The organism is Qipengyuania mesophila (assembly GCF_019711655.1).
Classification (GTDB): domain Bacteria; phylum Pseudomonadota; class Alphaproteobacteria; order Sphingomonadales; family Sphingomonadaceae; genus Qipengyuania; species Qipengyuania mesophila.
Window position 1 is genome coordinate 1,799,499 of the sequence record NZ_JAIGNU010000001.1, and the last position, 23,959, is coordinate 1,823,457.

Genomic DNA, 23,959 nt, shown 5'->3' on the forward strand with positions numbered 1-23,959 from the left:
ATAACCATAGGCGAGTCCCACGGGAGGGATAAGCGACAGGATACGCAGGATCGCGATAAACGGCGGAAATCCCCCGCTTTTGCGCGGTCGCAACAGGAAGTCAGAACGATGTCGGTTAAGTCAGCTCTTGCCAAACTCTCGGCCACTGCGGCGGGTGGCGCGTTGCTTGCAGGCGGCGCGGTGCATGTCGCCGAGAAGCCGATCACCGACAATCCGCAGTACAAGGCCAAGGCGGTCAAGCAGGTAAAATACGTCAAGCAGGCCAAGCCCCGCGCCGTGCCGCGGCCGACCGTGCCGCGCGCCCGCTCGATCCCGCGCCCGGTCGAATGCGTCCCCGCCGACTCGCCCGAAGCGGTCAACAATCCGAACAACATCTGCCCGCCGGTCTATCGCCAGGCGATGGCCGCCGTTCCGGTTCCCCCGCTGCCCGCAGCGGCGCCCGTCGGCGGCGGCGGCTCGGCCCGCTCGATCCCGAGCGGCGGCGGTGGCGGCTATGGCGGCGGCTTCGGCGGCGGCTTCTTCGGCGGTTTCTTCACCGGTTCGAGCGGCGGTGGCAGCGTGGTGGTCAATTCGACCACGACCACCGGCGGAGAGCCCGGCGATGTGATCGTCGACGTGTCGACCACCACCTCCACCGGCGGTTCGTCGACCTCGACCTCCTCGGGCGGATCGTCGACTTCGACCTCGACCGGCGAAGTGTCGACCACCACCAGCTCGAGCAGCAGCACCGGCGAGGTGTCGACCTCCACGGGTGAGGTTTCGACCACCACGACCACGGGTTCGGTTTCGACTTCGACCGGCGAGGTTTCGACGTCCACCGGTGAGGTCTCGACCTCGACCGGCGAAGTCTCGACGTCCACTGGCGAGGTCTCCACCTCGACCGGCGAAGTGTCGACCACCAGCGGCAACATCACTTCGAGCACCAGCTCGTCGTCCTCGACCAGCACCTCGAGCTCGACTTCGTCCTCGACCTCGACGTCCAGCTCGACCTCGAGTTCGAGCAGCACCTCGAGCTCGACCTCGGGCAGCAGCAGCGGCACCGATGTCCCTGCCCCGCCGATGATGGCGCTGTTCGGCATGGCTGCCGCGGCAGTTCTCGGCCGCCGCAAGTTCCGCATCAAGCGGGGTGCGTGAGGACGCTCGGGCGCGTTAGCCGCGCTGCCTGAGGCTCCATTCGCCCTGGCGATACCACTGCGTCACGACATATTTCTCGCCCGCGAGCACGGGTAATGCCGCGTGCCTGGTGGCACGGTTGGGCTGTCCCTTGCGGTCCATATTGTCCCACAGCACCAGCATGCCCGGTTCGGGCACGATCCGCAGGTCGAGTTCGGGAAACTCGGTCTCGCCCCCCTCCCCGACCTCATTGAGATAGACCATCGCGGTCCAGCTGCGCTGGCCACCGCGATTGCGCTCGACCTGCCAGTGCGGGCGGTCGAGGCGGAAGTGGTCGCGGTGATGGCGATATTCCTCACCGACGAAATAGCGCTGGCCCTGCAGCGGTTCGGCATGGACGCGGTCGATCCCGGTCATCGCGGCGATCCTGTCCGCCAGCGCGCGTGTTTCGGGCATCTCTTCGGAGAAGAAGTGGGTCGAGCTGGTCCGTCCGCGCGGCGACGATCGCTCCGAGAACAATACCGAGGGCTGGATCCGGCTGTCGATGATCGCGATCAGCTTGCGGCATTGCTGCGCGCTCAGCAGGCCGCGCACCAGGAACAGATCGGCCTTGCCCCCGCCGCGCGGCTCGGCGTCGGGATGGGCCAGCAGCCGCTCGCGCACCGCCTGGCCGATTCCGCGCAATATGGCGGGATCGGCCTCGGGGTCGGCTGGCGTGCTACCCAGCAGCTGCGACAGGCGGCCGCGTAGGGACATGCCAGCCGGCGTTACCGCTCGCCCCAGATCATGCCGCAGCGAGCTTGCGCAGTACGTAGTGAAGGATGCCGCCGTTGCGGTAATACTCCATTTCGTTCGCCGTATCGATGCGGCACAGCGCGGTGAAGGTGAAGCTCGAACCGTCTTCGCGGGAGACTTCGACTTCGATGTCCTGGCCAGGGGTCAGGTCCGCAAGGCCCCTGATCGAGAAGCTGTCGGTGGAGGTCAGCCCCAGCGTCGCGCGGCTGTCGCCGTCCTTGAACTGGACCGGGAGCACGCCCATGCCGACGAGGTTCGAGCGGTGGATGCGCTCGAAGCTCTCGACGATGACCGCGCGCACACCGAGCAGGATGGTGCCCTTGGCGGCCCAGTCGCGGCTCGAACCCGTGCCGTATTCCTTGCCCGCGACGACCACCAGCGGGGTGCCGTCTTCCTTGTGCTTCATGGCGGCATCGTAGATCGCCATCTGCTCGCCGTTGTAGGTGGTGTAGCCACCCTCGACGCCGGGGACCATTTCGTTGCGGATGCGGATGTTGGCGAAGGTACCGCGCATCATCACATCGTGGTTGCCGCGGCGCGAGCCGTAGGAGTTGAAGTCCGCCTTCGAAACCTGATGGCTGTTGAGGTATGCGCCGGCCGGGCTGTCTTCCTTGATCGAGCCCGCGGGCGAGATGTGGTCGGTGGTGACCGAATCGCCGAGGATCGCGAGCGGCTTGGCGCCCTCGATGTCGGTGATCGGCGCCGGTTCCATGCCCATGCCTTCGAAATAGGGCGGGCTGGCGACATAGGTGCTGGTCGGGTTCCAGCGATAGGTGTCACTGGCTTCGACTTTGATCGCCTGCCAGTGCTCGTCGCCCTTGTAGACGTCGGCATAGCGGGTTTCGAACATCTGGCGGTCGATATTGGCAGCGCGGTGCTGGCGCACTTCCTCGTTCGTCGGCCAGACATCGGCCAGCATCACGTCGTTGCCCGCCTGGTCCTGGCCCAGCGGCGTCTCGGTGATATCCTGCGTCACCGTGCCGAGGATCGAATAGGCGACCACCAGCGGCGGCGAAGCGAGGAAGTTGGCGCGCACGTCGGGCGACACGCGGCCTTCGAAGTTGCGGTTGCCCGACAGCACCGAGGCGGCGACGATGTCGTTGTTGTTGATCGCATTGCTGATCGGCGGGGCGAGCGGGCCCGAATTTCCGATGCAGGTGGTGCAGCCGTAGCCGACGAGATCAAAGCCCATGGCGTCGAGATCGTTCTGCAGGCCCGACTTCACGAGGTAATCGGTGACCACCTGCGATCCAGGGGCGAGGCTGGTCTTGACCCAGGGCTTGGGCTGGAGGCCCTTCTCGCGCGCCTTCTTGGCAACGAGGCCGGCGGCGATCAGCACGTCGGGGTTGGAGGTGTTGGTGCAGCTGGTGATCGCGGCGATCACGACGTCGCCGTCGCCCACGTCGTGGTCCTTGCCATCGACATCGACGCGCACCGGCGCATCCTTCTTGTAGATCGACTTGAGGTCGGTGTTGAACAGCTCGTCGACCTGCGGCAGCGCGACGCGGTCTTGCGGACGCTTCGGACCGGCGAGCGAAGGCACGACCTTCGAGATGTCGAGTTCGAGCGTTTTGGTGAAGACGGGCTCGTTCTCGGGCGTGAACCACATGCCCTGTTCTTTCGAATAGGCTTCGACGAGGGCGATGGTGTCCTCGTCGCGGCCGGTCAGGCGCATGTATTCGAGTGTCTTGTCGTCGATGCCGAAAAAGCCGCACGTGGCGCCATATTCGGGGGCCATGTTGGCGATCGTCGCGCGGTCGGCGAGGGTGAGGTTGGCGACGCCTTCGCCGTAGAATTCGACGAAGCGGCCGACCACGCCGACTTCGCGCAGCATCTGGACGCAGGTCAGCACGAGGTCGGTGGCGGTGACGCCTTCGGCCATCGCGCCGGTCAGCTTGAAGCCGACCACTTCGGGGATCAGCATCGACACCGGCTGGCCGAGCATGGCGGCTTCGGCCTCGATCCCGCCGACGCCCCAGCCGAGCACGCCGAGGCCGTTGATCATGGTGGTGTGGCTGTCGGTGCCGACGCAGGTGTCGGGATAGGCGACCATCTGGCCGTCCTCACCCGGCGAGGACCACACGCCCTTGCCGAGATATTCGAGGTTCACCTGGTGGCAGATGCCCGTGCCCGGGGGCACGGCGGTGAAGTTCTCGAAGCTCTTCGAGCCCCATTTGAGGAAGTCGTAACGCTCCGCGTTGCGCGCATATTCGAGCTCGACGTTCTTCTCGAAGGCCTTGGGGTGGCCGAATTCGTCGACCATGACCGAGTGGTCGATGACGAGGTTCACGGGAACCTGCGGATTGATCTTGGCGGTGTCGCCGCCAAGCTTGGCGATCGCATCGCGCATGGCGGCAAGGTCGACCACGCAAGGCACGCCGGTGAAGTCCTGCAGCAGGACGCGCGCCGGGCGGTACTGGATTTCCTTGCCCGTAGCGGGGTTCTTCTGCCAGTCGGCTATCGCTTGAGCGTCGTCGGTCGAGACGGTGAAGCCGCCATCCTCGAAGCGCAGCATGTTCTCGAGCAGGACCTTGAGGCTGAAGGGCAGCTTCGACACGTCACCGATCTTTTCCGCCGCCTTGGCGAAGGAATAATAGGCGTAATCCTTGCCGTTCACGGTGAGAGTGGAGCGGGTTCCGAGCGTGTCCTTGCCGACCTGGGTCATGCGCGCATCTGTCCTTTCGTTTGAGAGCCGTCACCAGTCCAATGGGCAGGACGGCTGAATGTGCCGCGCACCTGCGCCGGAACGTCGCAAAAATCAAGTCTGCCGCGGTGCAGCATGGCAGGGCGCGGGAACCCGTGCCGGGGGTGTGCGGTTGATTCGGTAACAAGAGGGCTGGCGCGCCGGACGGGTTGCGCAGTCTCAAGGAGGAAATTGCAATGGTTTCGCGCAAGGCGCGCACGCGCTCGCACCAATCGCTTCGTCTCGCCGTTCTCGCGGCCGCACTCGGTGTGGCCGGATGTTTCACCGCCGCCTTCACTTTCGCCGACCAGCCGGTACAGGCCGCCGAAGTGGTGCAGCAGCGCTAGAGCGCGCTTTGTTCGGTGTGCCTGCCGGTCGTCGCGATCCAGCAGCCGAACACGATCAGCGCCGCGCCCGCCACGGCAGTCCAGGTCACCGCCTCGGCGAGTAACAGCCAGCCGAAGAGCGAGGCCCAGACGAACCCCGAATATTCGAGCGGGACCAGCACCTGCGCCTCCGCCCGGGCATAGGCCCAGGCCATCGTCAGCGCGCCCGCGACCGTGAGTGCGGCGCCGATCGCCACGCTGCGGAGCCCGGCCACATCCGGGAATTCGAACAGGAACGGCGCGGCGAGGCAGTAGGTCAGCCCGGCGATCCCCATATAGAAGGTCGCCACCTCGGTCGGTTTGGCGACGAGCGCCTGCTGGCGCTGGAGCACCAGGTTCCAGGCATAGAGCAGTGCCGAGGTCACGATCGCCGCGAGGCCGAACAGCGTGTCCTCGTTGAGATTGCCGCGCCCGAACTTGCCCCCCACGATCACCAGCACGCCCGCCAGCCCCAGCACCGCGCCCCACACCGCGCGCGGGCGCACCGTCTCGCCCAGCAGGATCGCGGCGAGGTAGAGCGAGATGATCGGCGCGACGAAGCTGATCGCGATGGTCTCCGCGAGCGGCAGCTTGGTCAGCGCGTAGAAGAAGGTCAGGGCCATCCCCGCGCCGACCACGCCGCGGATGGCGTGGATCTTCATCACCGTGCGCGCCGGCCACGACGGGCGACCGGCGAGCCACAGCGGGGCCACGATCGCGAAGGCGATCCCCGCGCGCAGCAATGCCGCCATATAGGCGCCGAGCGCGAGCGAGGCGGTCTTCATGACCGCGTCCATCGCCGAGAGGATCGCGATGCCACCGGCCGTCGCAAGAATCGGACCGATTGAGGAAGGGGGCTTGCTCACCCGACTGCGCATATCGAGGGTCGGGCGCCGCGTCATCAATTCAGCCTCGCGAAAGCAGGGATATTGGAAAGCCTTGACGCATTGGGCTAATATACGGCCCGACGCGCCGCTTCGGCGCGGGGCGCTTCTGGTAGGACTTATGACACGCTTTCGTCTGATTCTCGGTTCCGCAATGGGTGCGGCGCTGTGTGCAACCTCGGTCATGGCGCAGGACAAGGCGCCCGAAGACCTGCTGCCGCCCGAACCGGCGAAGGTCACCGAGAAGCTGCCCGACTACACTGCCGACACGCCGAAGCCGCAGCCGAGCGTGGACGACAGTTTCGACGATATTCGCATGAGTTCGGGTGAGGTGGTTCAGCAGCTCCCCGTGCTGGTGCGCGCATGGAGCGTGCCGCAGGCGAAGAAGCTGCTCGCCTTCATCCCCACGGTCGAGGCCGAGGGACTGGTGCCGGCCGACTATCGCGCCGCCGACCTGTCCGCCGCGATCGCCCGGGGCGAAGGCACGGCGCTCAACGAGCTTGCGAGCCAGATTTTCGTCTGGCTGGTCGAGGACCTGCGCGACGGGCGCACCCCGATGGATGCGCGGCGCCAGTGGTTCGTGGTCGATCCCGACCCCGATGTGCTCCCTTCGGATCGCCTGCTCGAACAGGCCGTGACCACCGGCGATATCGCCGGGATCCTGGCGGCGCTCAATCCGGTCTCGCCCGACTACGCGCGCCTGAAAGAGAAGCTGGCGACCACCACCAATCCCGCGGAGCGCAAGCTGATCCGCGCCAATATGGACCGCTGGCGCTGGCTCGGCCGCGATCTCGGCAAGCAGTATCTGCTGACCAACGTGCCCGAATACCAGCTGCGGCTGACGGTCAACGACCGGATCATCAAGAACTACCGCGTGGTGGTGGGCAAACCCGGCCGCACCGCGACGCCGCAGCTCGCCGAAATGGTCGAGGCGGTGATCTTCAATCCGACTTGGACGGTGCCGCAGTCGATCGTGAAGGGCGAGGGGCTCGGCGCCAAGGTGCTCAACAATCCGGCCTGGGCGCGCGCCGCCGGCTACAAGGCGACCAAGGGCGCCAATGGCTGGATCAGCGTGGTGCAGCAGCCGGGTCCGGGCAATTCGCTCGGCCTGATGAAGCTCGACATGCCCAACGAACACGCGATCTTCCTCCACGACACGCCCGCCAAGGCGCTGTTCAACCAGGATAACCGCGCGCTCAGCCACGGCTGCATCCGCGTGCAGGGCGCGCGCGAACTGGCGATGACCATGTCGATGCTGGGCAATGCCAAGAGCCGCGAAGACCTGCCGGCGATCCAGCAGGAGGTCTCCGAAATCACCGCCAGCCGCGAATACACGCGCTATCCGATGGCCAAGCAGTGGCCGGTCTACATCACCTATTTCACCTACGGCGTCGATGTGGACGGCAATCTGCGCAAGTTCGCCGACATCTACGACCGCGACGCGCCGGTGCTCGCCGCGCTCGACGCGCCGCGCCAGCGCGACCGTGCGCGGGAAACCAGCGAGGAAGTGATCGAGATCGTCGACGATCTCCAGACCAGCTGAGGAATCGGGCCTAGACCGGCGGCGGGCTCGCCCGCTCCACGGTGGCGCCGTGGGCATTGCGCAGCAGGTCGTATTGCGCGACTGGCGGCGCGATGCGGCTGCCGCCTTCGGCGATGCCATAGCTGCCCGCGAGCAGCAGGCGTCCGCCCGACAGGTCGATCAGCGCACGGTCGAACTGCTCGGGACCCATGGCGAAACAGCCGTTCGAGCGACCGAGGCGCCCGAAGCGAGCGACATGTTCGGGCGTGGCGTAATTCGCCTGGTGCATCACGATCGCGCGCGGCAGGGCGTTCGAATTGGTCGGGTCGAGCCCGTCCAGGCGGATCGAAGTGCCGTATTTCCCCTTGTACCAACTGCGCGTCATATAGGCGCCGCGGCTCGAGGCTTCGCTACCCTCGATGTTCGAATAGCGCTTGAGCCAGCCGTCGTGCTCGCTGTCCGAGCCCGATCCGTGGCTGACGTGGTAGCTCGCCACGCGCTCGTTCTCGAGATCGACGAAATGGAAGCGTCGCTCGGCCGAATGCAGTCCGAAATCGGCGATGCCGACGATGTCGCGCCGCCAGATATGCGAACCGACCCGCGCCAGTTCGTCGCGAGCGATGGCCATCAGCTTGGCATCGCGCGTAGCGGTCGGATTGACTTGCGCAAAGAGGCGCGCTGGAATGGCCATCGCCGCACCAGCGGCGAGCGTGCCCTTGAGGAGATCGCGACGCTTCATCCCGTGCATTTAACATGCTCTGCGCGGGCTTGCCACGAGGTTTGCGGTGGGACGGGCACGCTATTCGCCCAGCACCATGCGATCCTGCTCGATCCGGACCGGCTGGATGGTGGACAGGAAGCTCTGGCCCAGTAGCGAGATGGGCAGGCCTTCGGGGACGATCACCGCCGCCACATCGCGCGCCTCGTGACCGCCGAGCGTGACGCTGTCGAGCGTGACGGCGACGCCCGAGACCGGGCCCGAGGCTCCCTGTGCCACCGGCCGCACGTCGGCACTCGACCAGATCAGACCGGCCGCACGAGCATCGGCGCCGGTCAGCGCGACCACGCTGGCGCCCGTGTCGACGAGGAAACCGACGCGCGATCCGTTGATCTCGGCATCGGCATAGAAGTGGCCGTCTGCCGCCCGCGGCAGTTCGGTCGTGCCCGCGACCCAGGTGGCGTAGCTGTCGCGTCTCGCATCGGCTTGCTTGGCAGCGACTTTGTCCGCCGCGAGGGTTTGGGCGCCGTCGGCCAACCGATCGGGCGCATCGTCGGGCATGGCGGTGATGCCGACGAATACCGCGACGACAAGGGCAAGAAGGACAGCCTCGCGCATGGGTGAATAATGCTCGCAGCCGCCTTAATGCGCGGTAAATGGCTACTCCGCCGCTTCCGCAGTGCGCGCATGCGGATCGAAGGCGACCGCTTCGCCGGCCTCGATCTGCGCCGCCTTGGCCTCGACCAGCGCCACGATATGGTCGAGCATGTCGTCGCTCTTCACATGGTGGTCGGTCACGCCCGACAGATAGACCATGTGCTTGCCGTTGCCGCCGCCGGTGATGCCGATGTCGGTCTCGCGCGCTTCGCCGGGTCCGTTGACCACGCAGCCGAGCACCGAGAGGCTCATCGGCGTCTTGATATGCTCGAGCCGCTTCTCGAGCGTTTTCACCGTGCGGATCACGTCGAAGCCCTGGCGCGAACAGCTGGGGCAGGAGACGACGCGCACGCCGCGCGTCCTCAGGCCGAGAGCCTTGAGAATTTCGTAGCCGACCTTCACTTCCTGCTCGGGCTCGGCCGAAAGACTGACCCGGATCGTGTCGCCGATCCCCGCCCACAGCAGGCTGCCGATGCCGATCGAGCTCTTGACCGTCCCGCCGACCAGCCCGCCCGCCTCGGTGATGCCGAGGTGCAGCGGGCAGTCCACCGCCTCGGCCAGCCCGTGATAGGCGGCCACCGCGAGGAACACGTCGCTGGCCTTCACCGCGACCTTGTATTCGTGGAAGTCGTGGTCCTGCAGCAGCTTGATATGGTCGAGCGCGCTCTCGATCAGCGCCTCGGGGCAGGGCTCGCCGTATTTCTCGAGCAGGTCCTTCTCGAGGCTTCCGGCGTTGACGCCAATACGGATCGCGCAGCCGTTCGCCTTGGCCGCGCGCACCACTTCCGCCACGCGCTCGCTGCTCCCGATATTGCCCGGATTGATCCGCAGGCAGGCCGCGCCCTTGTCCGCCGCCTCGAGCGCGCGCTTGTAGTGGAAGTGGATGTCCGCGACGATCGGCACGTTCGCGGCCCTGGTGATGCGGTCGAAATGCTCGGTTGCCTCCGCGGTCGGACACGAGACGCGGATGATGTCCGCGCCTGCGTCCTCACAGCGGCGAATCTGGTCGATCGTCGCGCCCACGTCCTCGGTCGGCGTGTTGGTCATGGTCTGCACACTGATCGGCGCATCGCCCCCGACGGGGACGTTGCCGACCATGATCTGGCGGGACTGACGGCGCTCGATATCGCGCCACGGGCGTACGGAAGACATGGCCTGCGATATAGTCCCCTCGATATGAAGGGGCAATGACGGCTAGGGAATCGCGGTCAGAAACGGGCCCCTATTGCCAGTGCCAGCACATCGGCATTGCCCGTGCTGTTCGAGCGGATGCGCGTATCGATCGCGGCGGGCGTGCCTGCGAAGAAGGTGTCGGTCCGGTCTATCGGCTCGCTCTTCACGAAGACATGCGCGTAGGACAGGCTGGCCGAGAAGGTGTCGCTGATGTTCCAGGTCGCCCCGGCGGACAGCCAGGTGCGGTCGCCATCGGGCACGCGCGTGGTGCGATAGCGATCGGTGATGGGCGATTCGTCGAACATCGTCCCCGCGCGCAGCGTCAGCCGGTCGCTGACGTCGTATTCGCCGCCCAGCGCCATCGAAAAGGTATCGCGGTAATTCTGTTCGCTGACCTGCGGCGGGAGGCCATCGGGCTGGACGCGGATTTCCTCGAACTTGCTCCAGTTGTACCACCGCCAGGTGCCGTAGATCCGCCACGGCGTAACGGTGCCGAATAGCACGCTGAGCGTGGCGATGTCGGGGGTGGAGAGCGGCGCGGTGGCCGCGGTGGTGACATTGCTCCCGGCGAGCGGGCCGGTCAGACCCGACAGCGCGAATTCGCCGTCGAGCGTGTGATCGACCGAGGAGCGGTAATGCGCGCCGATGCGCACCGGGTCGAAGGTGGCGGTGATTCCCGCATTCCAGCCGACCGAGATGTCGTCGCCGGTGATCCTGAGCGCACCGTCGGGATCGGCCGGGTTGAGGTTGGGCACCGCGTTTGCCAATTCGACATCGATATACTGGATATCGAGCCCGGCGCCGACCGAGACATGCTCGGACAGCTTGTAGGCCACGCTCGGCTGGACGTTGAGCGTGAAGACGTCCGAGGTCTGCGAATCGTAGCGCCCGAAGAAACCGTCGTCGTAGTCGACCACAACGCCGAAGGGGCTGTTGACTCCGAGGCCGACCCACAGGCGATCGCTCACCTGCGCGCTGGCATAGATGGAGGGCACGAGCAGCGGTTGCGAGAACGGATTGCCGCCGTCATTGCCGCTCACCGGCAGCGTGACCGGCAGGCCCGGCACGCTGCGCGTGGTGCCGGTGTTCGACTGGCGCGCATCGACGAACAGCGCCTGCGCATTGGCTTCCATCTGGACGCCGTCGAGCTCGGTCATGCCGGCCGGGTTGAAGAAGATGGTTGCCGGGCTGTCGGCGGCGGCGGCGTCACCCGAATAGGCGCGGCCCGCCTCCTTGGTCGACTGCTCCTGGATGTAGAAACCGCCCGCCTGCGCCGGGACGGCAATGGCCAGGCCGAGCCCGAGGGCCACAAGGGACGAAGCGGTTCTGATCGAGGCGTTCATGTGGGGCGAACGATTGAACTTCGGCAATGGTTTCTCGTATTCGGTTTCGGGAAGGGGTAGCGGCGTGCCGCTGTGGGGCGGCCCTTTCGCCGTCTGACCCGCTCAATGCAAGCCGTTGCGATATCGCCTGCTGCCGCGCGTCTCGCTGCCGTCCTCCAGCTTCACGACGAAATCGCCGCTCGGGAGCGTACGAATTTCGCGCACCGCCTCGCGGCGGAGGAGGCGGCTGCGGTGAATGCGGACGAAGCTCTCGCCGAGCTCGCTCTCGAGTGCGGCCAGCGTCGCGCGGTGGAGATGGACCGTGCCGCCCGCATGGAGCTCGACATAATTGCCCGCCGCCTCGACGCGGTCGATCTGCGCATGGGGAAGGCGGATGCGGCGCGTGCCGTCCTGGATGGTCAGTACCGGCGTGCGGCTTTCGGTCGGGTCGGGGCGCGTCGTCCACTGGATACCGGCAAAGGCGGCGGCGAGAAGGAAATAGGACGGCGCGTCCTTGCGATATTCGTAGAGGATTTCGTCCAGCAGCTGGCCATTGGCGAAATCGTAGTCCACGCCGCCGAGCGCATAGGCGCCCTCGCGCAGCATCACCATCAATCCGATGTGGAGCAGCGAGAGGGGCACGGTGGCGAGGAGGTGCAACGCGGCAACCGCGGGCCAGCCGAAGCGTGGCGGACGCAGCAAGCCGACCAACCGCCAGATCACGACCATGCATACCAGCCAGGCGAAGAAGCTGCTCGTCTCATCGACAGCGATCGTCCAGCCAAGCACGTCGGAACCTGCGCCGCGCAGATCGGAAAAGCGGCTGACGCCATTCACCGCGCCCTGGATCGCCGCGAAGACGACGATGATGCCCAGCATCACTCCTCGGCGGGCCCAGACGGGGATTCCGCTCGTCACGCGCGCTCCACCGCTCGTCAAACCGGCCTCACCGTTCGTCCCTGCCGCATCGCGATCCATGTCCTGCCGCTAGCAGACTGCGCCGCCCCTCGCCTAGCGCCGCAGGCATGGAAACGCACACTCTACTCGGCACCGAGATCGACCGTCATTATGGCATGGACTGGCTGCGCATCGGCGCCTTCGCGCTGCTCATCCTCTATCACATCGGCATGTTCTTCGTGCCGTGGGGGTGGCACGTGAAGGCCGACCCGATCGTCGAATGGGCGACGATCCCGATGCTGTTCACCAACGGCTGGCGGCTGTCGCTGCTGTTCCTCGTCTCGGGCTATGCCAGCGCGGCGATGCTCGCCAAGCGCCCCGCACTGGGCGCCTTCGTTCGCGGTCGGACCGCGCGCCAGCTGATCCCGCTGGTCTTCGGCATGATCGTGGTCGTTCCGGCGCAGCCGTGGATCGAGCTGATGGGCAAGTACGGCTATCCGCACGGCTTCCTCCATTTCTGGCGCGAGGATTACTTCCGCTTCGGATCGCTTCACGACATCATCCTGCCGACCTGGCAGCACCTGTGGTTCGTCGCCTATCTCTGGCCCTACACGCTGGCGCTCGCGCTGCTGCTATGCCTCCCGTCGCGCCTGCGCGGCGCGATCGGCGCGCTGTTCGACCGCGGCTTCGGCCAGGCACCGGTGCTGCTGCTGGTGCCCATCGGCTGGATCATGCTGCGCATATTCTGGCTGTGGCCGGGTATGGAAGATACGCACGCCCTGTTCGACGATGCGCCGGCGCACTGGATCTACTTCCCCGCCTTTCTGTTCGGTTTCGCCCTGCTGCGCGCCAGGCGGACCTGGAGCGCGATCGGAGGGAACTGGGGCCTGGCGCTGGCGCTGGCAGTGATCGCCTATGCGGTCGTCGCCGCGCTCGAATGGCGCTATCCGGGCGATACAGTTGCGCCTGCACTGGCCATGAAAGCCTTCGTCGCCGCGCGTGCGGTCAATGCCTGGGCGATGATCGTCGCACTGCTCGGCATCGCCGATCGGTTCTGGAACCGCGACCACCGCTGGCGCGCCACGCTCAACGAGGGTGTCTTCCCCTTCTACATCGTCCACCAGACGATCATCGTGGTCGTCGCCTGGTATTGCCTGCGCGCCGGGCTGGGCAATGGCGCGAGTTTCCTCGTCCTGGTCGCCGCCACCACGCTCGGCTGCTGGCTCTTCTATCGGATCGGTCGCGAGATACCGGTGCTGCGCCTGCTGATCGGGCTCAAGGGCTGGCACATTGCCTCTTCCCCGAGGCGCGGCGATGCGGCATCCATGCCGGCATGCCAGAACTGACCGATGCCGCCGACACCGACGCCGAAACGCCGCTCCTGTTCGGCCGCGTGCTCGACGGGAAGGGCGGCGCGCGGCCGATCGGCTGGTACGAGGCGCAAGGCTGGCGGCCTTCCGCCGAGGGCGAGGTGCTGTGGCTCCATATCTGCCGCAGCCTCCCGGGCGTCCAGGAATGGCTCGAGGAAGACCTGGGCATTCCCGAGCCTACCGCCGAACTGCTGACCAGCGACCAGACCCGCCCGCGCGCCTTTCGCGAGGGGGCGACGCTGGTCGGGACGCTGCGCGGGATAAATTTCAATCCCGGGGCCGAACCCGAAGACATGATCTCGATGCAGTTCTGGTGCGACGGGCAGCGGCTGGTGACCTTGCGGCGGCACCCGCTGCAGACTCCGCGCACCGTGCTTGCGCAGCTCGACCAGGGGCAAGGGCCGCTCGACGCCGGCGCGACGATCACGCTGCTGGCCGAATACATGATTGCGCGGATGAGCCAGTCGATCGTCGACATGAACGATGTGCTCGACGAGCTCGAGGACGACGATCCCGACGAACACGCCGAAAGCATGCTCAAGCGGATTTCCACGATCCGCCGCAACTGCCTAGCGCTGAAGCGGCACATGGCCCCGCAGCACGAGGCGCTCGAACAGATCAGCCGCGACGCGCCCGTCTGGTTCGACGAGAGCGACCGCCGCGAGATCGCCGAGAGCATTGCGCGGCTGCGCCGCTATCTCGACGATATCGACATCAGCAAGGAGAGCGCGCTGGTGCTGCAGGACGAGATCCGCGCCCGCAGCCTCGCCAGCAGCGAGCAGGCTACCTACATGCTGACCATCGTCGCTGGGATCTTCCTGCCGCTGTCCTTCCTCACCGGCCTGCTCGGCATCAATGTCGGCGGGATGCCCGGCATGGACGATCCCGACGCCTTCTGGGCCGTGGTCGCGCTCTGCGGGCTGCTGTTCATCGGCCTGATCGTCGCCTTCCGCCGGCTGCGCTGGCTCTAGCGCTGCGGCAGGTCAGCGCTGCGAGGGAATGAACTCCTCGCGCACCGCCTTGGCCATCAGCTCGAGCGGGATGATCCCCTGGCCGAGGAGGAAGTCGTTGAACGCCTTCTCGTCGAACTTCGCGCCCAGCGCGACCTCGGCCTCGACCCGCAGGTCGATGAGCTTGCGATAGCCGTAGTAATAGCTGCCCGCCTGGCCGGGCATGCGATACTGGTAGCGGTCGAGTTCCTGCTTCACCATGCCGGGCGAGAACAGCGCCTCTTCGCGCAGCACCCGTTCGGCCTCTTCCCGGCTGATCATCCCGAGGTTGAGCATCGGGTCGAGGAAGGCGCGGGCGGTGCGCAGCAGGCGGAACTGCTGGGCGATGAACTGGCCCTCGATCGGCTCGTAGGGCAGCATTTCGGCTTCGGCATAGAGCGCCCAGCCTTCGACGTTGACGCTGTTGAAGGCATAAAGCAGCCGTGCGAGGCTGACCCCCTGCTTGACCAGCGCGGCGAATTGCATCTCGTGCCCCGGACGCGCTTCGTGCGCGCTCAGCGTCCAGCTGGCCGCGGGGAAGTTGAAGTCGTCATAGGCCTCGCCCTCGGCGGCGGTCGGGTTCGACACGGTCAGCACGAAGGTGCCCTGTTCGCCGGTGTTGCCGATGAGTCGCGGCGGGCGCATGTGCGGCGCGGGCTGGGCGGCGCTTTCGGCGGCTGAGGCCACCCGCATGGCGAGCGGATAGTCGGGCAGGCTGACGACGTCGTGCTCGCGGATTTTCCCTTCGATCTCGGCATTCACGCCGCGATAGAATTCCTCGATCTCGTCATTGGGGATCGTGCTTTGCTTGAGCTTGCGCATGACCGAGGCGTAGTCGGTCTCGGCCCAGCCGTTCTTCTCGGCGATCTGCGGGGCGAGCGCTTCCATCTGTGCGCGGATTTCGTAGAAACCGCGCCGCGCCTGGCTCATCGCCTCGCGCGGGTCGGCATCGATACCCCAGTTCCTCAGCGCGAGGGCATAAAGCTCCTCGGGCAGGCGGGGATTGTCGCGCGCGGCGGGCAGGACCACCTCTTCGGTCCATTTCGCATAGTCGGCGAATTGCGCATCCATCGCGTCGAGTGCCTCGTCGGCACCCTCGATCTCGTATTTCTCAACCAGCTCGCGAATGCCCGTCGCGAAGGTCGGAATATTGTCGATCGATTCGCGCACCTCGACCGCATAGGGGCCCATCTTGCCCTCGCCGCGGCTCGCCTCGAAGCGACGCTTGGCCAGTTCGGTCATCGGCTCGGTGTCGGGCCAGGTGCCGGTAAAGCGCTGGAGCAGCTCGAGCGCCTTGCCGCGACGGCTGGCTGCTGTCTGTTCGGACAGCAGCGTCCCGATGGTCTGGAACATGTCCTCGGGCACTTCGGCGAATTCGAGCATGTAGCGGCGCTGGAGTTCGATGCCCTCGATGTTGTGGTCGAGCGCGTCGATCAGGATCTGCAGGTCCTGCTTGACGTAGGGGTTGGTCTCGGTCGCCATGGCGGCGGCGAATTCGGCGCGCAGCTCGCGGGCTCCGGCGAGGTAGCGCTCGTCGCGGTCGAGCGCCATGTCGTTCACCAGGCCATCGTACTGCTCGTAGCCGGCAAAGCTCGCACCGGTAGGGAAGATGCTCGCCTCGAAGGTGATGAGCTTTTGCGTGTAGGCATTGCTCGTCTCGACCCATTGCGGGCTGGCGGGCGCCGTGGTTTCTTCCTGCGCGGCGAGCGGGACGGCGGGCAGCGCCACGGCGAGCGCGACGGCGGCGGTAAAGGTCTTCATCTGGCTTCCCCTCTGGATATCGCTTGCTGGGGTGCCGCCTGCCGTACCGCTTGGCAAGCGCGGGCCGGACGAACGTCGCTTACCAGCGGACGAGCGGCGGGACCGTAATCCGGCCGATTACGCCGCCAAGGACGACCGGCAGGACATGCCAGCTGCCGAGATGCGCCAGCGTGTCGACCGGGCAAGCAAGGCCATGTGCGAAGGTGCCCAGCGATCCGGCCGCGATCCCTGTCAGGGTGCCCGCCAGCGGCGGCGACACCGGCGCGCCGCGGCGCAGCCAGACGATCAGCGCGACGAAGGTCAGCCCGCCGAACTCGATCCCGGCAATGAGACATCCAAAGCCGTAGGGATCGTGTGCGACCTGCCCCAGGTCGCCTTGCAGGCCGAGCACGACCAGCGCGGCGACGGGCAGCAGCGCGGCCATAGCCAGCGCCCAGCGCGTGCCTTCGTGGCTGTTGCCCACTTGCGGGGAAGCCATGCGGATCGCCGCCAGGGCTGCGGCGGTGCCGAGCATGGCGAACATGCCGTTGGCGATGAAGAACAGGGGCGAGGCCTGGCCCGTCGCGATGCCGCGCCAGAATCCGTCGATGACTTCGACCAGCACCACGGCCACGAGCGTCGCGGTAGCGACCAGCGCGATGCCGCGCGCGCGTCTGAGCGGCCGGACGGGCGCGAGGTCCGCGGCGAGCTCGTCGATCAGCGAATGGGGCACGCGATTCATGTCAGTCTGCTTTCTCTACGAGCGCGGACAGCTTCTTCAATCCGCGATGGATATTCACCTTGACCAGGCTCTCGCTCTGGCCCGTTCGCGCCGAGGCTTCGGCAATCGACAGTCCCTCGATCTTGACCAGTTCGATGGCCTCGCACTGCCCTGCCGAGAGGTGCACGAACAACCGCTCGAGACTCATCCGCGCCATGACCGCCTCCTCGTCGCTGTCCTCGATCGCATCGTGATCGCCCAGCTCGTCCTCGGCCTTGCGATAGACCCGGCGCAAATGATCGACCCAGCGATAGCGCGCGATCGCCGCGAGCCAGGGCAGGAAGGCACGCCCGGGGTCCCAGCTCGCGCGCTTGGCATGGACCGCCAGCAGCACTTCCTGGACCAGGTCGTCGAGCTGCGCAGGCGCGACGCGGCGGCGGAAATAGCGTTCGAGCCACAGCCGGATTTCGGCCAGCAGCACGCGATAGGCCGCGGCATCGCCCTTCTGCGAAGCGGCCATCAGCCGGGCCAGGCTGGCTTCGTCGGCGATCATCGCAGGCCTCCCATGCGCCAGCCTACCACCCGGCGCGGGCACGCGCGAGCAGCACATCCGCCGCCAGAGGCCCGCCGCCGCGCGAGACGAGCACCGCCGCCATCGCGACCCACGCCATATGCGTCTGCCACCACGCCTCGGGATAGACGAAGACCTGGATCACCAGCGTCATCGCCAGCAGCGCCAGCGCCGATATGCGGGTGAACAGGCCCAACACCAGCAGGATCGGGAAGAGGTGTTCGGCATAGGTCGTCAGCGGGGCGGCGATGGCCGGGGGTAGCGGGACACGGGTATACTCGTATTCGAACAGGAAGCGCGCCTGCTCGCCGATCGTCAGCAGCGTGCCCTCGGCCACCTTGGTGCGTCCCGAGCGCCAGAATACGCCCGCCAGCGCCAAGCGCGAGAGCAGCAGCGCCAGTCCCTCGGGCCATCGCGAGGCGAGCCATGCGGCGAGATTGTCGTAACGGGCGAGCAGCGTCTGCATCGGGCTGGACCTCGGTGCCGCTCAGCGCGTGACCGGGGTCAGCGATCCCTTGCCCTTGGGTGTCGCGGTTTTCTCGCAGGTGCCCTTGGGCACGAGCTTCCAGGCATTGCCCTGGTAGTCGCGGGTCGAGGTGCCCGCGCAGCTGGTGCCGGGGCCCGCCGCGCAATCGTTCTCGCCCGCCTTGGCGACGCCATAGCATTTCTCCATGGCGGGCTTCTTCTGTGCCGCGGCGGGGCTGGCGGCGAGGCCGGCAGCCGCACCGGCGGCCAGGGCGATACGGGCAAGGCGGGTCAGGGGCTGTGCGATCATGGGGTCTCTCTCGAATGAGGTTTGACAATGTGATCCGGCGTCGGGCCAGGTCGAGCGGACATTCGCCGGGTCGGGACACCGCGTTACAGCACAGGTGAATTTTCCGGCCGTGTAACCGGCACGGCGGGGCGGGCGAAGAAGGCCGTGTGCGCATTTCCGCGCAGGACGACAGGAGAGGATCCGACCCGATGACCGCCATCCGCAAACCCGCAAGTGCCGCCGCCGCAGCTGCCTTCGCGCTTTCCTCCATGGCCGCATTCGCCGCCGAACCGCCCGCCGGAAGCAGTGGCCGGGCGCTCGGCGCCGAGGACACCGTCCATTGCTACGGCGTCAACAGCTGCAAGGGCACTGCCGACTGCGCGACCACGCAGCACGAGTGCAAGGGCCAGAACGAATGCAAAGGCCACGGTTTCAAGGCGTTGAAGGCGGGCGACTGTCTCGCCAAGGGCGGCATGATCGGCGACCTTGGCTGAGCGCCCGGCGGCCCGGCAGCCTCATCAGCCCCCGATCGGGCATGCCGGGTCGCCACCCATCGCACGCACTTCCATGAACGACATCGCCCCATTCCACGGCTTCGGCCTCGGCCTCCGCCGGGCGCACTACGCCGATTTCCTCGGCGGTGCGGTGCCGGTCGATTTCGTCGAGGTCATTTCCGAGAACTACATGGTCGTGGGCGGCAAGCCGCTGCGCGTGCTCGAACAGGTGCGGCAGGAGCATCCGGTGATCCTTCACGGCGTGTCGCTCTCGGTCGGCTCGGCGCATGGACTAGAGCCGGACTATCTCGCACGCCTGCGCAAGCTCGCCGAGCGGATCGAGCCGCTGTGGGTTTCCGATCACCTGTGCTGGACCCGTACCAGCGCGCATAACAGCCACGACCTCCTGCCGCTGCCGCTGACCCGCGAAGCGCTCGATGTCGTCTGCGCCAATATCGACCGCGCGCAGGAGGCGCTCGGCCGGGCCATGCTGTTCGAAAATCCCTCGAGCTATCTGACCTTTCCCGAGGACGAGATGACCGAATGGAAATTCCTTGCCGAGATGGCGCGGCGTACGGGCTGCTATCTGCTGCTCGACGTGAACAATGTCCATGTGAGCGCGCGGAACCACGATTTTTCCGCCGCCGACTATCTTGCCGGGCTACCGCTCGATCGCGTCCGGCAGATTCATCTCGCCGGGCACCAGCCGGGCGAGCTCGTGGTCGATACGCATGATCGCGCGGTGTGCGAGGACGTCTGGGCGCTCTACGCACAGGTCATCGCCCGGACCGGTCCCGTCGCGACGATGATCGAGCGCGACGACAATATTCCGCCGCTCGTCGAGCTGCTGCGCGAACTCGACCATGCCCGCGCAATCGCGGGCGCGCGCCAGAGGAGCGTGGCGGCGTGAGCGGGCTGGCGCAGCGGCAGGCGGCGGTTCTCGGTGCGATCCTCGACGAGGAGGCGGCGCTGCCCGAAGGCTGGGGCGAGCGGCAGGCGCGCGGGCTGGCGATCTATCGCAACAATTACCGCAGCGCGCTGGTCGAGGCGCTGCGAGCTACCTTCGAGCGAACCGAACGGCTGGTCGGCGCCGATGCCTTCGCCCGCGCCGCCGCGCATCACTGCATCATGCACCCGCCGAGCGGCTGGACGCTCGACCTGGTCGGCGACGGCTTTGCCGAGACCTGCGCCGCGCTTTTCGCCGGCGATCCCGACGTCGCCGAACTCGCCGCGCTCGAATGGGCGATGCACCTTGCCTTTACCGCGCGCGATGCCGTGGTGCTGAGCCCCGAAGGCTTCGCCGCGGCGACTGCAGATTTCGGCGAGCGCGAGTGGGACCGGCTCTCGCTCGCCCTCGTTCCCTCGCTCCGCTGCGTTGCCGCGACACGCGACCTCGTGCGCCTGTGGTCATCGCTCGCCAGGGATGGCGACGCGGACCTAGCGCCACTCGATGCCCTGCATGTCGCGGTCGTCTGGCGCGAGGACGAGCGCCCGGTCTTCGTGCTGCGCCCCGAATGGGAGGGCAGCGCGATCGATGCCTTCCACGCGGGCGCCAGCTGGGGCGATGTCTGCGCAGCCATGTTCGCGTCGCTGGGCGAGGACAGGGCCATTGCCGAAGCCGGTGCGATGCTCGCGCGCTGGGTGGCCGAAGGGTGGATCGAAGCGATCGCTCAATAGGCGAAGGTTTCGCCCACCAGTTCCTCGCTCAACGCCCACAGCTTCTCGGCATTGCCCTCGTCGATCGCATAGCCGCGCACACCGCCCATCGGGTCCTCGTCGTCGCGCTCGGCGACATGGCAGTCTTCGCAATAGACCCCGCCCTTGCCGGCCAGCTCGTCGGTGGTGGCAACCCAGCAGGTGGTCGCCGCGCCCTGCGGAATGGACTTGAAGCCCTGGCTCTGCTGGCCGCTTTCCTCGGCCACCTTGCGCATCCGCTCCATCATCCACTGGCGGTCTTCCTCGGTCATGTGACGCCCGAGATTGGTCATGATCCCGCCGGGATGCAGCGCATAGGCGTGGATGCCCTTGTCGGCGAGGCGCTTCTCCAGCCCGACCGCGAACAGGATGTTGGCGGTCTTCGACTGGCCGTAGGCCTGCCACTTGTCGTAATCGCGGCTCTCGTAATTGGGATCGTCGAAATGCATCTGGTCGATGTGGTGACCACGGCTCGACAGGTTGACGATGCGCGGCTCGCTGCCCTTCTCGACCAGCGGCATCAGCAAATTGGTGAGCAGGAAATGCCCTAGATGGTTGGTGCCGAACTGCATCTCGAAATCGTCCGCCGTGCGGCCGAGCGGGCAGGCCATGACTCCGGCGTTGTTGATCAGCAGGTCGATATTCTCGAAGCGCTCGTTCGCTTCCTTCGCCGCGGCGCGCACGCTGTCGAGCGAGGCGAGGTCGCAGACCAGCGTATCGACCTTGGCGCCGGTCGTCTCGGCAATCTCGTCCGCCGCGGCGGCCAGCTTGGTGGTGTCGCGGCCCGAAAGGATCACATGCGCGCCCTTTGCGGCCAGCGCCCGCGCGGTTTCCATTCCGAGGCCCGAATAGCCGCCGGTGACGAAGGCGGTCCGTCCACTGAGATCCTTGCCCTCGAGGACTTCGTCGGCGGTGCTCTCGAATCCGAAATTGCTCATGCGCTGTCTCCCTTCGGGGCGGGGGACTAGCACAGAAAAAGGGGCGCGGGAGGGTTATTCCCGCGCCCCGATGTGCGTTTCCCGGAGGGCTTTGTGTCAGCTGCCCGGCGGCAGCGGGGCGTCGGATGTCGGTGCTGCCTTGGGCTTGGGCCGGGGCGTCGGCGCGCTCGCGGCCCCGCCCAGGTCGTTGTCCATCTCCTCCAGCTTGCGCGCCGCCCAGTCGCGCCCGCCGAGGCCGAAGGCGAGCGCGCCGGCCACCGCGATGCCCGCGATCAGGATCGTCAGCGCATTGGCCGGGATCATCCCGCCGATGCCGGTGAACTGCAGGCCCATGAAGACGAACAGGATGATCGTCGCCCAGCGGACGATGGTAGCTGCCGTGGTTCCCCCGGCATCCCCGGCGATGAGCCGCGCGAGCAGGTTGGCGATGAGGAAGCCGAAGGCGATCACCACTGCGCCGAAGATCACCCGACCGCCCAATTCGAGCAGCTGGTCGAGGATCGCGGTCAGCTCCGGAAAGCCGAGCAGCCGTGTCGCGGCGATGGCGAAGAACAGGATGATTGCCACCTGAGTCACCCTGGCGATGATTCCCGAGGCGGTCGTTCCCTCCGTTACCAGCCCGCTTTCCTCGAGCGCCCGATCGACACCGAGCCCCGGAAGGATTTCCTTCACGATCTGCACCACGAACTTGCTGATCAGGTAACCGATGCCGAGCAGCACCGCGGCGGCGATGATGTTCGGGATGGCGGCGAAGATCATCTCCAGCATGCGCGAGGCCGGCCCGCTTATCGAATCGATCCCGAGCTGTTCGAGCGCTGCGATCGCCACCGGTATCGCGATCAGCACATAGACGATCGTGCCGATCGTCCGGCTGATCGCGGTGTTGCCGGTGACATTATCGACCCCGCCGCGATTGGCCCATTTGTCGAGATCGACCGTCTGCAGCGTGGTGACCACCAGGTCGCGCGCGATCCGCGCCACCATCATGCCGATGAAGAAGATCAGCCCCGCCCACAGCAGGTTGGGCAGGAAGCCGACGACGTTTTCGAGCAGGCTGTCGATCGGCCCCGCGACCCCGCCCAGTTCGAGAATGTTGAGCACGATCAGCAGGCCGAACAGCCAGATCAGCAAGGACACGATCTTGCCGAGGGATTCCCCCAGCGACTGGCCGCTACCGGTCCCGCGCTTGAAGAAATCGACGGTGTCGACGAGTTTGGCGAAGGCCCATTTGGCGGCCTTCGCCGCGAGCCAGGTGACGACCAGCGCGACGACGGCAAAGAGGATCTTCTCCCCCAGGTCCATCGCCAGCTGTTCGTCGAAACGATAGCGGTCGAAAATCATGAAACCTCTCCCCATTGGTTTCCGTAGCGTCAGGGCTATCACGCGTGTCGGAAATCTACAAAATGCATTCGCGCGTGAAGTGGATAAGTCTGTGTGCTATCGCCTTCGAATGAGAGGATTTTCAGTACCCATCGTTCGCGCGCTGGCCGCGCTTTGCGTCGCATTTGCAGTGCCTGCCGCGGCACAGGAGGCCGAGCCGCGCTGGTCGATCGCCATCCATGGCGGTGCCGGCACGATCGCGCGCGAGAACATGACGCCCGAGCAGGACGCGGCCTATCGCGCCGCGCTGCAGGCGGCGCTCGATGCGAGCGCCAAGGTCCTGCGCGAGGGCGGCAGCGCGATGGATGCGGTCGCGGCGGCTATCATGCCGATGGAAGACGATCCGCTGTTCAATGCGGGCCGCGGTGCGGTGCTCACTTGGGACGGCGATATCGAGCTCGATGCGTCGATCATGGATGGCAGCACGCGCGATGCGGGTGCGGTCGCAGGGGTCACCGGCATCCGCCACCCGATTGTGCTGGCGCGCAGGGTGATGACCGACAGTCCGCATGTCATGCTGGCGGGCGACGGCGCGGAGGCATTCGCCGCCGAGCAGGGGCTCGAACGCATGCTGCCCGAATGGTTCGAGACCGAGCGTCGCCGCGATTCGCTCGAACGGATGAAGGCCGAGAAGCTCTCCGCCATCGATGTCGACGTGAAGTTCGGCACGGTCGGCGCGGTCGCGCTAGACAGCCACGGCAACATGGCCGCGGGTACCTCGACCGGGGGAATGACCGGCAAGCGCTGGGGCCGGATCGGCGATGCACCGATCATCGGCGCGGGCACCTATGCCGACAACCGCGCCTGTGCGGTTTCGGCGACGGGCTGGGGCGAGTATTTCATCCGCGTCGGCGTCGCTCAGGAGATCTGCACGCGGCTGCGATTGGGGATGACCGTCTCCCAATTGCTGGAAGCGGCAGAAGATGGAGTGGGGTTGATCTCCAACTCCGCCAGCTTGGTTTCTGCGGCGAGCACTTTCGAGGAAGCACAACAGACAGCCGACGATGTGATGGGCGAGGTCAAGGAACTCGGCGGCGACGGCGGGGTCATCCTCGTCACCCCGGAAGGCCACGCGCTCTTCAGCTTCAACACCTCGGGCATGTATCGCGGCCGCGCGACCAGCGATGGCGTCAACGAGGTGGCTATCTATGCCGACGAATAGGCCTCGCCTCTAGTCG

At 66.6% G+C, this 23,959-nt stretch carries 24 protein-coding genes; 9 read left to right on the forward strand and 15 right to left on the reverse strand.

The window, feature by feature from the left end; genetic code table 11:
• Positions 1-108: 108 nt before the first annotated feature.
• Positions 109-1,134, forward strand: coding sequence for an MYXO-CTERM sorting domain-containing protein (locus K3181_RS09060; protein WP_221602663.1), 1,026 nt, complete (start codon positions 109-111; stop codon positions 1,132-1,134).
• Positions 1,135-1,149: 15 nt separating this feature from the next.
• Here K3181_RS09060 and K3181_RS09065 read toward each other — a convergent pair whose 3' ends face one another.
• Positions 1,150-1,869, reverse strand: a complete 720-nt coding sequence (locus K3181_RS09065) for a prolyl hydroxylase family protein (protein WP_221602664.1) — start codon at positions 1,867-1,869, stop codon at positions 1,150-1,152.
• A gap of 28 nt (positions 1,870-1,897) precedes the next feature.
• Complete coding sequence (gene acnA / locus K3181_RS09070) at positions 1,898-4,573, reverse strand: aconitate hydratase AcnA (RefSeq protein ID WP_221602665.1); 2,676 nt, start codon at positions 4,571-4,573, stop codon at positions 1,898-1,900.
• A gap of 215 nt (positions 4,574-4,788) precedes the next feature.
• On the opposite strand from acnA, the gene K3181_RS09075 reads away from it, so the two are divergent.
• Positions 4,789-4,938 carry a hypothetical protein gene (locus tag K3181_RS09075; RefSeq protein WP_221602666.1) on the forward strand — a complete coding sequence of 50 codons (150 nt, stop codon included), beginning with the start codon at positions 4,789-4,791 and terminating at the stop codon, positions 4,936-4,938.
• Here K3181_RS09075 and K3181_RS09080 read toward each other — a convergent pair.
• Positions 4,935-5,858, reverse strand: coding sequence for a DMT family transporter (locus K3181_RS09080; protein ID WP_345725469.1), 924 nt, complete (start codon positions 5,856-5,858; stop codon positions 4,935-4,937). The two genes, K3181_RS09075 and K3181_RS09080, sit on opposite strands and share 4 nt — an antisense overlap.
• 103 nt (positions 5,859-5,961) lie before the next feature.
• Here K3181_RS09080 and K3181_RS09085 point away from each other — a divergent pair, with 103 nt between their 5' ends.
• Entirely contained in the window at positions 5,962-7,383 is a 1,422-nt protein-coding gene (locus tag K3181_RS09085) for a L,D-transpeptidase family protein (protein WP_221602667.1), read from the forward strand.
• A 10-nt stretch (positions 7,384-7,393) separates the two neighbouring features.
• Here the strand turns inward: K3181_RS09085 and K3181_RS09090 are convergent, their stop codons facing one another.
• The 5 genes from K3181_RS09090 to K3181_RS09110 form a co-directional block, all read right to left on the reverse strand.
• The gene (locus K3181_RS09090) at positions 7,394-8,101 is read right to left on the reverse strand and encodes a murein L,D-transpeptidase catalytic domain-containing protein (protein WP_221602668.1); all 708 of its coding nucleotides are present in this window, start codon (positions 8,099-8,101) and stop codon (positions 7,394-7,396) included.
• A gap of 60 nt (positions 8,102-8,161) precedes the next feature.
• On the reverse strand, positions 8,162-8,698 hold the full coding sequence (locus tag K3181_RS09095) for a retropepsin-like aspartic protease family protein (RefSeq protein WP_247714913.1): 537 nt from the start codon (positions 8,696-8,698) through the stop codon (positions 8,162-8,164).
• Between the two features lie 42 nt (positions 8,699-8,740).
• A complete protein-coding gene (gene ispG / locus K3181_RS09100) occupies positions 8,741-9,889 on the reverse strand; it encodes a flavodoxin-dependent (E)-4-hydroxy-3-methylbut-2-enyl-diphosphate synthase (protein ID WP_221602669.1) in 1,149 nt (382 codons plus the stop codon).
• A 56-nt stretch (positions 9,890-9,945) separates the two neighbouring features.
• Positions 9,946-11,253, reverse strand: coding sequence for an OmpP1/FadL family transporter (locus tag K3181_RS09105; RefSeq protein WP_221602670.1), 1,308 nt, complete (start codon positions 11,251-11,253; stop codon positions 9,946-9,948).
• 102 nt (positions 11,254-11,355) lie between these two features.
• Positions 11,356-12,111, reverse strand: coding sequence for a LytTR family DNA-binding domain-containing protein (locus K3181_RS09110; protein ID WP_221602671.1), 756 nt, complete (start codon positions 12,109-12,111; stop codon positions 11,356-11,358).
• A gap of 146 nt (positions 12,112-12,257) precedes the next feature.
• On the opposite strand from K3181_RS09110, the gene K3181_RS09115 reads away from it, so the two are divergent.
• Together K3181_RS09115 and K3181_RS09120 are read left to right on the forward strand one after the other, a co-directional pair.
• Positions 12,258-13,475: an acyltransferase family protein gene (locus K3181_RS09115; protein WP_247714914.1), complete on the forward strand. Its 1,218-nt coding sequence runs from the start codon at positions 12,258-12,260 to the stop codon at positions 13,473-13,475.
• Positions 13,463-14,470: a zinc transporter ZntB gene (locus K3181_RS09120; RefSeq protein ID WP_221602672.1), complete on the forward strand. Its 1,008-nt coding sequence runs from the start codon at positions 13,463-13,465 to the stop codon at positions 14,468-14,470. Before K3181_RS09115 ends, K3181_RS09120 begins: the two co-directional genes overlap by 13 nt.
• Before the next feature lie 12 nt (positions 14,471-14,482).
• Here the strand turns inward: K3181_RS09120 and K3181_RS09125 are convergent, their stop codons facing one another.
• The 5 genes from K3181_RS09125 to K3181_RS09145 all read right to left on the reverse strand — a co-directional run bounded on the left by K3181_RS09125 (position 14,483) and on the right by K3181_RS09145 (position 18,295).
• A complete protein-coding gene (locus tag K3181_RS09125) occupies positions 14,483-16,249 on the reverse strand; it encodes a DUF885 domain-containing protein (protein ID WP_221602673.1) in 1,767 nt (588 codons plus the stop codon).
• Positions 16,250-16,328: 79 nt separating this feature from the next.
• Complete coding sequence (locus K3181_RS09130) at positions 16,329-16,970, reverse strand: DUF1109 domain-containing protein (protein ID WP_221602674.1); 642 nt, start codon at positions 16,968-16,970, stop codon at positions 16,329-16,331.
• A 1-nt stretch (position 16,971) separates the two neighbouring features.
• The gene (locus tag K3181_RS09135; protein ID WP_221602675.1) at positions 16,972-17,502 is read right to left on the reverse strand and encodes a sigma-70 family RNA polymerase sigma factor; all 531 of its coding nucleotides are present in this window, start codon (positions 17,500-17,502) and stop codon (positions 16,972-16,974) included.
• Between the two features lie 22 nt (positions 17,503-17,524).
• A complete protein-coding gene (locus K3181_RS09140) occupies positions 17,525-17,986 on the reverse strand; it encodes a DoxX family protein (protein ID WP_221602676.1) in 462 nt (153 codons plus the stop codon).
• Positions 17,987-18,007: 21 nt separating this feature from the next.
• Positions 18,008-18,295 carry a BufA1 family periplasmic bufferin-type metallophore gene (locus K3181_RS09145; protein ID WP_221602677.1) on the reverse strand — a complete coding sequence of 96 codons (288 nt, stop codon included), beginning with the start codon at positions 18,293-18,295 and terminating at the stop codon, positions 18,008-18,010.
• A 188-nt stretch (positions 18,296-18,483) separates the two neighbouring features.
• Between K3181_RS09145 and bufA2 the strand changes: the two genes are divergently transcribed.
• From bufA2 to K3181_RS09160, 3 genes are all read left to right on the forward strand, one after another.
• Positions 18,484-18,768, forward strand: coding sequence for a BufA2 family periplasmic bufferin-type metallophore (gene bufA2 / locus K3181_RS09150; protein ID WP_221602678.1), 285 nt, complete (start codon positions 18,484-18,486; stop codon positions 18,766-18,768).
• Between the two features lie 73 nt (positions 18,769-18,841).
• Positions 18,842-19,678 carry an MNIO family bufferin maturase gene (gene bufB / locus K3181_RS09155; RefSeq protein ID WP_221602679.1) on the forward strand — a complete coding sequence of 279 codons (837 nt, stop codon included), beginning with the start codon at positions 18,842-18,844 and terminating at the stop codon, positions 19,676-19,678.
• Complete coding sequence (locus K3181_RS09160) at positions 19,675-20,445, forward strand: HvfC/BufC family peptide modification chaperone (RefSeq protein WP_221602680.1); 771 nt, start codon at positions 19,675-19,677, stop codon at positions 20,443-20,445. The genes bufB and K3181_RS09160 overlap by 4 nt, the downstream gene beginning before the upstream one ends.
• On the opposite strand, the gene K3181_RS09165 is transcribed toward K3181_RS09160, so the two are convergent.
• The gene (locus tag K3181_RS09165; protein ID WP_221602681.1) at positions 20,439-21,401 is read right to left on the reverse strand and encodes an SDR family NAD(P)-dependent oxidoreductase; all 963 of its coding nucleotides are present in this window, start codon (positions 21,399-21,401) and stop codon (positions 20,439-20,441) included. The two genes, K3181_RS09160 and K3181_RS09165, sit on opposite strands and share 7 nt — an antisense overlap.
• A gap of 96 nt (positions 21,402-21,497) precedes the next feature.
• A complete protein-coding gene (locus K3181_RS09170; RefSeq protein ID WP_221602682.1) occupies positions 21,498-22,742 on the reverse strand; it encodes a mechanosensitive ion channel in 1,245 nt (414 codons plus the stop codon).
• A 109-nt stretch (positions 22,743-22,851) separates the two neighbouring features.
• Between K3181_RS09170 and K3181_RS09175 the strand changes: the two genes are divergently transcribed.
• Positions 22,852-23,943 (forward strand): isoaspartyl peptidase/L-asparaginase family protein, encoded by a 1,092-nt coding sequence (locus tag K3181_RS09175; protein WP_221602683.1) that lies wholly within the window; start codon positions 22,852-22,854, stop codon positions 23,941-23,943.
• The last annotated feature ends 16 nt before the right edge of the window (positions 23,944-23,959 follow it).